The sequence below is a fragment of the Stenotrophomonas sp. STEN063 genome, assembly GCF_056854515.1.
Genome location: NZ_JBXFWF010000098.1, coordinates 1 through 11,434, shown reverse-complemented (window position 1 = coordinate 11,434; position 11,434 = coordinate 1). Strand labels below are relative to the sequence as shown.

9 protein-coding genes are annotated in these 11,434 nt (G+C 65.0%); 6 read left to right on the top strand and 3 right to left on the bottom strand.

Translation table 11 applies throughout. From position 1 onward, the window contains the following. Positions 1-235: 235 nt before the first annotated feature. Positions 236-1,846 (bottom strand): carboxyl transferase domain-containing protein, encoded by a 1,611-nt coding sequence (locus AC1VWL_RS18360; RefSeq protein WP_482987637.1) that lies wholly within the window; start codon positions 1,844-1,846, stop codon positions 236-238. 188 nt (positions 1,847-2,034) lie between these two features. Further along, positions 2,035-3,198, bottom strand: a complete 1,164-nt coding sequence (locus AC1VWL_RS18355; protein ID WP_296247527.1) for an isovaleryl-CoA dehydrogenase — start codon at positions 3,196-3,198, stop codon at positions 2,035-2,037. Between the two features lie 144 nt (positions 3,199-3,342). Here AC1VWL_RS18355 and AC1VWL_RS18350 point away from each other — a divergent pair, with 144 nt between their 5' ends. From AC1VWL_RS18350 to AC1VWL_RS18340, 3 genes are all read left to right on the top strand, one after another. After that, the gene (locus AC1VWL_RS18350) at positions 3,343-3,960 is read left to right on the top strand and encodes a TetR/AcrR family transcriptional regulator (RefSeq protein WP_296247529.1); all 618 of its coding nucleotides are present in this window, start codon (positions 3,343-3,345) and stop codon (positions 3,958-3,960) included. A 136-nt stretch (positions 3,961-4,096) separates the two neighbouring features. Next, a complete protein-coding gene (locus AC1VWL_RS18345; RefSeq protein ID WP_296247531.1) occupies positions 4,097-4,615 on the top strand; it encodes a c-type cytochrome in 519 nt (172 codons plus the stop codon). A gap of 108 nt (positions 4,616-4,723) precedes the next feature. Further along, positions 4,724-6,457, top strand: a complete 1,734-nt coding sequence (locus tag AC1VWL_RS18340; protein WP_482987636.1) for an ExeM/NucH family extracellular endonuclease — start codon at positions 4,724-4,726, stop codon at positions 6,455-6,457. A 165-nt stretch (positions 6,458-6,622) separates the two neighbouring features. On the opposite strand, the gene AC1VWL_RS18335 is transcribed toward AC1VWL_RS18340, so the two are convergent. Then, entirely contained in the window at positions 6,623-7,483 is an 861-nt protein-coding gene (locus tag AC1VWL_RS18335) for an EamA family transporter (protein WP_482987635.1), read from the bottom strand. Between the two features lie 62 nt (positions 7,484-7,545). Between AC1VWL_RS18335 and AC1VWL_RS18330 the strand changes: the two genes are divergently transcribed. The 3 genes from AC1VWL_RS18330 to AC1VWL_RS18320 all read left to right on the top strand — a co-directional run bounded on the left by AC1VWL_RS18330 (position 7,546) and on the right by AC1VWL_RS18320 (position 11,189). Beyond that, a complete protein-coding gene (locus AC1VWL_RS18330; RefSeq protein WP_482987634.1) occupies positions 7,546-8,217 on the top strand; it encodes an alpha/beta hydrolase in 672 nt (223 codons plus the stop codon). 2 nt (positions 8,218-8,219) lie between these two features. Then, the gene (gene zapE, locus AC1VWL_RS18325; protein ID WP_482987633.1) at positions 8,220-9,314 is read left to right on the top strand and encodes a cell division protein ZapE; all 1,095 of its coding nucleotides are present in this window, start codon (positions 8,220-8,222) and stop codon (positions 9,312-9,314) included. A gap of 360 nt (positions 9,315-9,674) precedes the next feature. Further along, the gene (locus AC1VWL_RS18320; RefSeq protein WP_482987632.1) at positions 9,675-11,189 is read left to right on the top strand and encodes a vWA domain-containing protein; all 1,515 of its coding nucleotides are present in this window, start codon (positions 9,675-9,677) and stop codon (positions 11,187-11,189) included. Positions 11,190-11,434: the final 245 nt, after the last annotated feature.

Below are 11,434 nucleotides of genomic sequence, written 5' to 3'. Positions count from 1 at the left end.
GTTTTTCCCCACCACTGGGATGTCCTGTCTAAAAATCCCACCGGGGGAGTGGACCCGGCACGCGCAGCGTGCCGGGCGCGGAGGCAGGGTGTGCTTGACCAGCCATTCGGCTGTTGAAAGGGCGCTTCTTTTGGTTAGCTTTTCTTTGCACAAGCAAAGAAAAGTAACTCGCTCCCCGAAGGGGAGTGAAAGCCCTTGATCCACCGCTCTTTGTACAATAAGCCGCATAGCGCCATCACATCCGGAACACACCAAACCGCGTGTCCTGTACAGGCGCATTGAGACTGGCCGCCAAGGCCAGCCCAAGCACCCTGCGCGTATCCGCCGGATCAATCACCCCGTCATCCCACAAACGCGCACTCGCGTAATACGGATGACCCTGCTGCTCGAACTGATCACGGATCGGCTGCTTGAACGAATCTTCCTCTTCGGCCGACCACGCACCACCCTTGGCTTCGATGCCATCACGCTTGACCGTGGCCAACACACTGGCGGCCTGCTCGCCGCCCATCACCCCGATCCGCGCATTCGGCCACATCCAGAGGAAGTGCGGCGAATACGCACGACCGCACATGCCGTAATTGCCGGCGCCGAACGAACCACCGATCACCACCGTGTACTTCGGCACGCGTGCATTGGCCACCGCCATGACGAGCTTTGCGCCGTCCTTGGCAATACCACCGTGCTCGTACTTGCGCCCGACCATGAAGCCGGTGATGTTCTGCAGGAACAGCAGCGGGATATTGCGCTGGCAACACAGCTCGATGAAGTGCGCCCCCTTCAGCGCGGACTCCGAGAACAGGATGCCGTTGTTGGCGATGATGCCGACCGGATGGCCATGCACATGCGCGAAACCGGTGACCAAGGTGTTGCCATAGCGCGGCTTGAATTCATCGAAACGCGAACCATCGACGATGCGTGCGATCACTTCGCGCACGTCGTAGGGCTTGCGCGTGTCGCTGGGGATAACCCCGTACAGTTCCTGCGCGTCATGCAGCGGCGCCTCGCTGGCCTGCAGCGCAACACCTGCATCGGGCTTGCGCCAGTTCAAGTTGGCGATGATGGAACGCACCCGTGCCAGTGCCTGCAGGTCGTTGTCGGCCAGATGGTCGGCAACGCCGGAGATGCGCGTATGCACGTCGGCACCGCCCAGTTCTTCGGCACTGACCACTTCGCCGGTTGCCGCTTTCACCAGCGGCGGGCCGCCAAGGAAGATAGTGCCCTGTTCCTTGACGATGACGGTTTCATCGCTCATCGCCGGCACATAGGCGCCGCCGGCGGTGCAGCTGCCCATCACGCAGGCGATCTGCGGAATGCCCTGTGCCGACAGGTTGGCCTGGTTGTAGAAGATGCGGCCGAAATGATCGCGGTCGGGGAAGACTTCATCCTGCAGTGGCAGGAAGGCGCCACCGGAGTCGACCAGGTAGATGCAGGGAAGACGGTTTTGCTGGGCGATTTCCTGCGCACGCAGATGCTTCTTCACCGTCACCGGGTAATAGGTGCCGCCCTTGACCGTGGCATCGTTGGCGACGATCAGGCATTCGACCCCGGAGACGCGGCCGATGCCGGCGACCATGCCAGCGCCGGGCACCGGATCGGCGTACATGCCGTGCGCGGCCAGCGGCGCGACCTCCAGGAAGGGGCTGCCGGGATCGAGCAGGGCATCGATACGCTCGCGCACCAACAGCTTGCCGCGCGCACTGTGCTTGGCCCGGGCTGCATCGCTGCCGCCGCGCGCGGTGGCTTCAAGTGTGGCGCGCAGATCATCGACCTGGGCCTGCATCGCGGCGCGGTTGGCTTCGAAGCTGTCACTGCCGGGTTGCAGCTGGGAGGTGAGTACGGTCATGGCCGAGGTCCTGGATTTTTATCTTCCTTCGCCCTTCGGGAGAAGAGCCTGTCCCCGCGAAGGCGGGGATGCCCCGAAAGGGGCGGATGAGGGTAGGGACGCAGCCTGCAACTATCTGTTCCTGCAGTGGCTTCGCCGCCGACCCTCACCCCAACCCCTCTCCCGGAGGGAGAGGGGCTAAAGCGGATTCATGCGGTCTTCTGGAACAACTCCCGCCCAATCAACATGCGGCGGATCTCCGAAGTACCAGCACCAATCTCATACAACTTGGCATCACGCCACAAGCGCCCGGCCGGGTACTCGTTGATATAGCCGTTGCCGCCGAGGATCTGGATCGCTTCACCGGCTGCCCAGGTCGCCTTCTCTGCCGAGTAAAGAATCGCGCCGGCCGCATCCTGACGCGTGGTGCGGCCCTGGTCGCAGGCCTTGGCTACTGCGTACACGTAAGCGCGGCAGGCATTGAGACCAACATACATATCGGCCAGCTTGGCCTGGATGAGCTGGAAGGTGCCGATCGCTTCGCCGAACTGCTTGCGCTCATGCACGTAGGGCAGCACCACATCCAGCGCCGCCGACATCAAGCCCAGTGGGCCGCCGGACAACACCACGCGCTCGTAGTCCAGGCCGGACATCAACACCTTGACGCCACCACCAACCGCACCCAGCACGTTCTCGACCGGCACTTCGCAGTCCTGGAACACCAGCTCGCAGGTGTTGGACGAACGCATGCCCAGCTTGTCCAGCTTCTGCGCGGTGGAGAAGCCCTTCATGCCCTTTTCGATGATGAAGGCGGTGATGCCGCGCGAGCCGGCGTCCGGGTCGGTCTTGGCATAGACGATCAGGACATCGGCATCGGGACCGTTGGTGATCCACATCTTGTTGCCGTTGAGCACGTAGTGATCACCGCGCAGCTCGGCGCGCAGCTTCATCGACACCACGTCAGAGCCGGCGCCTGGTTCGCTCATCGCCAAAGCACCGACATGTTCGCCGCTGCACAGCTTGGGCAGGTACTTGTGCTTCTGTGCTTCGCTGGCGTTCTTGCGCAGTTGGTTGAGGCACAGGTTGGAATGCGCGCCATAGGACAGGCCGATGCCGCCGGAAGCGCGCGAGATTTCCTCCATCGCCACCACATGCGCCAGGTAGCCCATGCCGCTGCCGCCGTATTCTTCTTCCACGGTCATGCCCAGCAGGCCCTGTTCGCCAAGCTGGCGCCAGAGCTGGTTGGGGAAGTGGTTGCTGGCGTCGGCTTCGGCGGCCAGCGGCGCGATGTGGGCGGCGGCAAACTGCGCCACGCTTTCGCGCAGCATGTCGATTTCTTCGCCCAGATCAAAATTCAGGGTGGGGACGTGCATGGCTGGCTCCGGTACTGCTTGGCGATAAGGGGCGCACCGGGTTGGGGGGACGGGCAGGCCGTCGGCACGGGCGTTTGCGCGCAGCCTAACGGCTCCCGGCTAAAAAGTGAATACAAATTCAAAAATTGAACATAGAATCAACAAATGGCTTACAAGCGCTCGGAATTGATGGAAAAACGGCTGGCGGGCAACCGCGAGCGGATCCTGGCTGCTGCCCGCCGGCTGGTCGCCGCAGGCGGCTATCGCAATGCGCCGATCACCGCGGTGGCGGCCGAGGCGGGGGTATCGACCGGGCTGATCTACCGGCACTTCCCGTCCAAGGCCGAGCTGTTCGTGGAGGTGCTGACCTTCGCCGTGGAGCACGAGCTGGAGATCCTCGCCGCCATCGCCGATGAGCCCTTGCCGGCGCCGCAGCGGCTGCAGTTGGCGGTGGCTTCGTTCGTGCGACGCGCCATGGCCGGTCCGGGCCTCGCCTATGCCTTCATCGCCGAGCCGGTCGACCCGGAAGTGGAGGCCGAGCGCATCCGTTGCCGGCGGCTGTTCGGTGACGTGTTCAAGCGCATCCTTGAAGACGGCGTGCGCGCTGGCGAGCTGCCGGCGCAGGACCTGGAAATCAGCGCGGCCTGCATCGTTGGTGCCTTCACCGAAGCCCTGGTCGGGCCGACCGCGCCCAGCCGCGATGGCCTGCGCGATGGCGAACATCTGGTCGCTGCGATCAGTGCGCTATGCCTGCGCGCAGCCGGTGCGCCGCTGCCGCACTGAGTGCTGTAACCACCTTGGGATGCTGCATTGCCGCACTTTTGCGCGTGTTCATGGGCATTGCGGGAGCAGGCGGACGCTGGTCTATACTCGCCCAGCAGCTGCTGGTCCACCGACAACTCGCCCGGGGTGATGAGACGTGCGGAATTACGACCTTGAGTTCCTGAAACGCTTTTCCATCGTGATCGCCATCCTGGCCGTCATCACGATTGGCTTGATCATCTTCGCGTCCTACCTGCAGCACGTCATTCCCAAGGAAGTGTCGCCGACCGCGACCAAACGCATCGAGCAACGCATTGCACCCATCGGTGCGGTGTACGCCGGTGCTACCGGTGCGTCGGCGCAGGCAGCCGCCGCCGCTGCAGCAGCAGCTGCTGCGGCCGCCAGCGGGGCCTACGGTGGCACCCTGGACGGCAAGACCATCTTCGACAGCCTGTGCACTGCCTGCCACACCACCGGCGTGGGCAACGCGCCAACCCTGGACCACAGCCACTGGGACAAACGCCTGGCGCAGGGCAAGGACACCCTCTACAAGCACGCCATCGAGGGCTATACGGGCCCGGACGGCGGCATCATGCCGCCCAAGGGCGGCAATGCCGGGCTCAGCGAGGAGCAGATCCACGCCACCGTGGACTGGATGCTGGCCAATCTGAAATAGAAAGCCGCCAGACTCACGCAGCTGGCAATAGACCCGATTGCTGCAGAATAGCCGGCGCCGCCCCACCAGGGCGGCGCTTTGTGTTTCCGTCTTCCCCGGAGTGCGTCCATGCGTTGTACCCCTAGCTTGCTTGCCCTGGCCTTGGCTGCCGCCTGTTCCGGCGCGGCGCTGGCTGCCCCTTCCAAGTCTGTCGTACTACCGATCGGCAGCGTGCAGGGCACGACCGACCATAGCCCGTATGCGGGCAAGACCGTCACCATCGAGGGCGCGGTGACCGCCGATATGCGCGATGGCCTGGGCGGCATCTTCGTGCAGGACGCAGGTGATGGTGATGCCGCCACTTCCGATGGCTTGTTCGTGCGACTGCCCAAGGAACAGGCCGTGCAGGTCGGCCAGTGGCTGCGCATCACCGGCACCGTCGAGGAGCAAGCTGCCGGCAAGAGCGAGCAGGGCCTGACCACGCTGCAGGCGCAGACCATCAGCCCGGCCGCAGCGCGGCCCGTACCGGCGGCGCTGGTGTTGACCGATGTCCCCGCCAACTGGGAAGCATTGGAAGGCATGCAGGTGCGCATTCCGACCGGCCTGACCGTGGCTGGCCAGGACCAGCTCTCACGCTATGGTGAACTGACCGCTGCCTTCGGCGGCCGCCTGTGGCAGCCCAGCGAAGTGGCCGCCGCCGGCAGCCCTGAACAAGCCGCGGTGATTGCCGACAACAACCGCCGTCGCCTGCGCCTGGACGATGCCAGCGGCAAGCGCGATCCGGGCGCGGTGCCGTATCTGGCGCCGGACCAGCTGCTGCGCAGCGGCGCGCAGCTGCGCGAGGTGCAGGGCATCGTCGACCAGCGTTTCGATGGCGGCTATCGGCTGCAGCTGACCGCCCCGGTTGCCGTGGATGCCGAGCGTCCGCAGCAGCCACCGACGGTGGCTGGCGGCCTGCGCATCGCTGCGTTCAATCTGGAGAATTACTTCAATGGCGACGGCAAGGGCGGCGGCTATCCGACCCTACGTGGCGCCAAGACCGCCGAACAGCAGGCGGCGCAGCAGGCCAAGCTGATCACCACCATCGGCAGCCTCAATGCCGACGTTGCTGCGCTGATGGAACTGGAGAACGACGGCTACGGCCCGGGCTCGGCGATCGATCAGTTGGTGCGCGCGCTCAATGCCGCGCAGGGCAAGGATGGCGATTGGCGCTTCGTCGATGCCGGCAAGGGCCCGGGCGACAACCCGATCCGCGTCGGCATCATCTACCGCGCCTCAAGGGTGAGCCCGGTCGGCAAGCCGGCGGTGCTGGAGCGCGAGCCGTTTGGCGAACGCAGTCGCGTGCCGTTGGCACAGGCCTTCCGCATGGGTCGCAAGGGCACGCCGTTCGTGGTGGTAGCCAACCACTTCAAGTCCAAGGGCTGCTCGGAAGCGAGCGGTGAAAATGCCGACCGCAATGACGGGCAGGGCTGCTGGAACGCCACCCGCGTGGAATCGGCCAAGTTGCTGCACAGCTGGCTGCAGGAAGATCCGACCGGCAGCGGCAGCCGTGATGCGGTGCTGCTGGGCGACTTCAACGCCTATGCGATGGAAGACCCGATCCGCACCTTGAATGCCGACGGCTGGCAGGACGCGTTCAAGGTTGCCGGTGTGCAGCAGCCTTACAGCTACGTCTACAACGGCATGACCGGTCGCCTGGACCACGCGCTGCTGAGCCCGGGCATGGCCGCGCGGCTGAAGGGCGCGGCCGAGTGGCATATCAATGCCGACGAGGCCGACGAGGTTGGTTACCAGGGCCGCAATGTGCCGGGGCCGTGGCGCAGCTCGGACCATGATCCGTTGTTGCTGGGGTTTGAGCCGTAAGGCTGGAAGCTAGAAGCTAGAAGCTAGAAGCTTAAGAGCACCCCTCCCCAACCCTCCCCTTGCCAGCGGCGAAGGGGGGGGGGCGGTTTTCTGCCGCCCTTTGCCGCAGGCAAGGGGAGGGCCGGGGAGGGGTGCCTTTGCTTTTGCCAAAAGCCAGCAGAACCCTCAAAACGTCCCGCGCGCAATCAAACCGATCGCCACCACCGCCAGCGCCAGGCCAACCCGGTTCCACACGCTGGTCTTCTCGCCGAACACCAGCACGCCGACCAGCGCACCCAGGCACACCACGCCAATATTCATGCCTGCGAAAATCGTCGCCGGGCTGTGCGGCAACGCCTGGTGCGCACGCACGTAAAACAGAATGTTGCCGAAGTTGAGCAGCCCGAGCAGCAGGCCAAAACCCAGATTGCCCAGCGTCAACCTGCTCTTGCCGCTGACATGCCGCTGCAGCTGCCACACAAGCATCAGCACGAAGGCGATGCCGAAGCTCACCAGCAAGGCGGCGGTGGAGGGCGTTCCGGCCGCAGCCACCTGCTTGAGCAGGATGTCGATCAAGGCAAAGCCGGCCCATACGCCCAGCAACCAACCCCAGCTGGAGCCCGAGCGTTCTGCCTTTCCGCCATCACGCGCGGTTACGCCAACGATGGCCAGCAGGCCCAATCCCAGCCCAGCCAGTTTCCAGCCATTGGCCTGTTCGCCAAACAGCAGGAAGGCGGCCGCCAACGACAGCAGCAAGGACAGGCGCTGGGCCACGTCGCTGCGCACGATGCCGGCCTCGCGCACCGCGCGGGCCAGTACCAGGAAGATGCCGGGCAGCGCCACGGCAAGGCCAAGCAGCGCCAGCCACGGCGTATGCCCGCTCTGCAGCGACTGCAAGGAAGGTTTGAGCAACAGCAGCGACAGCACGCTGGCGGCGAGATAGTTCCAGGTCACCGCCTGGGCGATATCGACGCCGCGGCGTGGCGCCAGTTTCAGCAGCACCGATACCAGAACACTGCAGATCACACTCAGGACAAGGAAATGCATGGATTTGGGCAGTTGTGAAGGGCAGGCGTGAAGCCGCCGGACGGGGCCGCTATTATGGCCACATGCAAACTCTCCCATTCCCCCACGAATCGGCGATGCTGATGCTGGACGGCCCGGCCGGTCCGCTGGAAGTCGGCGTCGACCTGCCCGATGGCGAGTCCGCCGCGCGTCCGATCATCGCCGTCATCTGCCACCCGCTGTCCATCGAGGGCGGCAGCATGCACAACAAGGTGGTGACCATGGTCTCGCGCGCGCTGCGCGACCTGGGCATCACCACCGTGCGTTTCAACTTCCGCAGCGTCGGCGCCTCGGTTGGCACCTACGACAATGGTGAAGGCGAAGCCGACGATCTGCGCGCGGTGGTCAACTGGGTGCGCAGTGAGCGTCCGGATGCCGCATTGTGGCTGGCCGGTTTCAGCTTTGGCGCCTATGTGTCGCTGCGCGCTGCCGCGCAGCTGCAACCGCAGGCCTTGATCTCGATCGCACCACCGGTTGGCCGCCGCACCTGGGACTTCTCCGAAGTGCAGCCGCCGGCCAACTGGCTGGTAGTGCAGGGCGATGCCGACGAAGTGGTCGATGCACAAGGCGTGTACCAGTGGCTGGAATCGCTGCCGAATCCGCCGCAGCTGGTGCGCATGCCGGACACCTCGCATTTCTTCCACCGCAAGTTGATCGACCTGCGCGGCGCCATCCAGCATGAAGTGCGGCGCTGGCTGCCTGACGGCAGCAACTGAGCATGGATGCAATGACCCCCTCACAACGCTACGCCGCCGGCGTGGCCCGCGGCGATTGGCGCGACGATGTCGCCCAGCATGCGGCGCTGGCCGAGCTGGACCGCATCCACCTGGCCATTGTTGACAGTGCGCAGGACGGCTGGCTGGACCGGCTGTCGGCGTTCTGGAAGAAGCCCGAGCCGGTCAAGGGCCTGTATTTCTGGGGAGGTGTTGGCCGCGGCAAGACCTTCCTGGTCGATCTGTTCTATGACGGCCTGCCGATCGAGCAGAAGTACCGCACCCACTTCCATCGTTTCATGCGCGGCATCCACGAGCAGCTGCATGAGCACCAGGGGCAAAGCGATCCACTGGCGAAGATCGCCCAGCAATGGCGCGACAAGCTGCGGGTGCTGGTGCTGGACGAATTCTTCGTCACTGATATCGGCGATGCGATGTTGCTGGGACGCCTGCTGGAGCGGTTGTTCGCCGAGGGCGTGACTCTGGTGACCACCTCCAATACGGCGGTGGAGAACCTCTACCTCAATGGTCTGCAGCGCGACAGCTTCCTGCCGGCGATTGCCTTGCTGGAGAAGTACTGCGTCGAACTGTATGCCGAAGGCACCGAGGATTACCGCATGCGTGCGCTGACCCGTTCGCCGGTATATCGCGCGCCGTTGGATGCGGAAAGCGATGCCTGGCTGGCCGGGCGCTGGAAGGAGCTGAGCGGTGCCGAAGAAGCACGCGGCGGCAATATCCAGATCGAGGGCCGCAAGATTCCGGTGCGTGGCCGTGGCAAGAGCATTGCCTGGTTTGATTTCAGCGCGTTGTGCGAAGGCCCGCGTGGGCCGTCGGACTACATCGAGATCGCCCGCGAGTTCACCACCGTGCTGCTCGGTGGCATACCGCACTTCGATCGCCTCAACGAAGATGCCGCGCGCCGCTTCGTTAACCTGATCGATGAGTTGTACGACCGCCAGGTCAACCTGGTCTGCACTGCCCAGGACGCACCGCCGCTGCTGTACAGCGGCACCCGCCTGGCCGGCGCCTTCGAGCGCACCGCCAGCCGCCTGATCGAGATGCAGAGCGCCGAGTACCTGGGCACCGCGCACAGGAATTGACCCTGTGGTGCCGAGCCATGCTCTGCACTACGCTTCGAGCCCCTCTCCTGCTTGCGGGGTGAGAGGGGCAGCTTGCGAACCAACGGTTCGCTGCCCATCGAACACCCTTGCGTCAGCGCAAGGGCCGGGGCGCGGAGCGGGGGTTGGGGTGAGGGCAGCTTTTCGCTGGTAAAGCCTCTGCCGAGCATGGCTCGGCACTACAGCAGCGCTACCGGTAAAGCCTGAAGATCAAAAGCCAACCCCTCCCCAACCCTCCCCTTGGCCTGCGGCCAAAGGGAGGGGGCATTAACCCCACTCCCCATTCCCATCCGTTCCTATCCCCGTACGCCGCATCACGCGGCCAGCATGGGAGCAGGGATCATGGCTAGCGCAAAGGGTTCAAACCGGCCGGCGGTTCGCAACATGGCATTGGCTGCGGCGGTAACGTTGCTGGTCGGCCTGCCGGTAATAGCGGCGGTCCGCCATACCCCGTTCCCGGTGACCGACAAGACCGACAAGACCGGCGACCTCAAGGCGCCAACCACGCAACGCACGCGCCAGACCCAGCCCAACTTCCGTGCGCCGAACGCCACGGTCTGCAGCGACACGCCGGTACTGCGCGAGGTCGCCGATCCAAGCCCCAGGCCGCAGCAGCACGACATCGCGGCGGGCGAGGTGCGTATGCGCAAGAGGGACAGCTACAGGACGGACACGAAGATGATGGTGCCCATGCCAGCACCCGCGGCGCCGCCACCTCCACCGTCGTTGGCAGTCCGCGCCGAGGCTGCTGCCGACGCAGGCTACTCTGCCGCGGAAATGCCGATGGCCTCGATCACCAGCACTGGCAGCGTGCGCCAGCAGCAGGCACCAGTCACCGCCGGTGTCGTTGACGACAACGCCGACTTCACTGCGTTCCAGCAGTTCCTGCAGCGGCATGAAGAAGCCAACAATCTTGGCCGCGACGTCAGCGTGCGCCAGCGCTTGCAGGTGGTCGATGCGCAGGGCCGACCGGTGCCGGACGCAGAGGTGGCGGTCACCGCCCGCAACGGCGCGCGGATGTGGGCGCGCACCGATGCCGGTGGCCAGGTATGGGTGCATCCCAATGCCTTCGATGACCGCGATTCAGCCAGCTACCAGGTACAGGTGCGGCGCGACGGCAAGACCGTGACCTCGGCCCTGCAACGCGGACAGAGGAACGCAGTGCAGGTGGTGGTGGCCGATGCCCCGCTGCCGGCGCGGGCCAAGCTCGACCTGGTGTTCATGGTCGACGCCACCGGCTCGATGGCCGATGAGATCGACAAGCTGCGTGACTCGCTGCAGGGCATCGTCCGTGACATTGCCCAGCTGCCGTCCAACCCGGACATCTGCCTGGGGCTGGTGACCTACCGCGACCGTGGCGACGAGTACTTCGTGCGGGGTTGGGACCTGAGCAACAACGTTGCCGGCTTCCAGAACGTGCTCGATGGCGTGCGCGCAAATGGTGGCGGCGATTACCCGGAAGCAATGAACGAGGCCTTCGACCATGCCGTGCAGGCGATAAGCTGGCGTGGTGCCTCGACCACGCGCCTGCTGGTGTCGCTGGCCGATGCGCCGCCGCACATGGATTACCCGCAGCCGCGCTACGAACAGACCATGCTGGCCGCGCTGGGCAAGGGCATCAAGGTGTTGAGCGTGGCGGCATCCGGCCAGGACACCACCGGTGAGATCGCACAGCGGCAGATCGCCCAGTACACCGGCGGGCGTTTCATCTTCCTGACCTACAAGGACGCCAGTGATCCTTCCAGCGGCCCGGGTAGTGAGACCGTGCATGAGGTGGAGAACTATTCGGTCGACACCCTGGACAAGCTGGTGGTGAAGCTGGTGCGCGAGGAGCTGGCGCAGCTGCCGAAGGGCTGAGCTGTGCTCCCTCCCTCGAGCATGGCTCGGCACTAGGCTCCCTCCCTTTGGCGAAGCCAAGGGGAGGGTTGGGGAGGGGTAGGCTTTTGCGGCCTTCCAGCATTGCCAGCTTCGCGGCTTACGCCGCTCCCACAAAGCGAGGTCCTGTAGTGCCGCGCCCCCCTCGGGCAGCGTGTAACCGGCACGCCCCCGACCCGCCAGGCACGGGCACAACCCAAGCACGGCGTATTGCGATTAGGCCACCC

Excerpts from the sequence above, each read along its gene's own strand:
- AC1VWL_RS18360 (WP_482987637.1), bottom strand. The coding sequence starts at position 1,846 with ATGACCGTACTCACCTCCCAGCTGCAACCCGGCAGTGACAGCTTCGAA.
- AC1VWL_RS18355 (WP_296247527.1), bottom strand. The coding sequence starts at position 3,198 with ATGCACGTCCCCACCCTGAATTTTGATCTGGGCGAAGAAATCGACATG.
- AC1VWL_RS18350 (WP_296247529.1), top strand. The coding sequence starts at position 3,343 with ATGGCTTACAAGCGCTCGGAATTGATGGAAAAACGGCTGGCGGGCAAC.
- AC1VWL_RS18340 (WP_482987636.1), top strand. The coding sequence starts at position 4,724 with ATGCGTTGTACCCCTAGCTTGCTTGCCCTGGCCTTGGCTGCCGCCTGT.
- AC1VWL_RS18335 (WP_482987635.1), bottom strand. The coding sequence starts at position 7,483 with ATGCATTTCCTTGTCCTGAGTGTGATCTGCAGTGTTCTGGTATCGGTG.
- AC1VWL_RS18330 (WP_482987634.1), top strand. The coding sequence starts at position 7,546 with ATGCAAACTCTCCCATTCCCCCACGAATCGGCGATGCTGATGCTGGAC.
- zapE (WP_482987633.1), top strand. The coding sequence starts at position 8,220 with ATGGATGCAATGACCCCCTCACAACGCTACGCCGCCGGCGTGGCCCGC.
- AC1VWL_RS18320 (WP_482987632.1), top strand. The coding sequence starts at position 9,675 with ATGGCTAGCGCAAAGGGTTCAAACCGGCCGGCGGTTCGCAACATGGCA.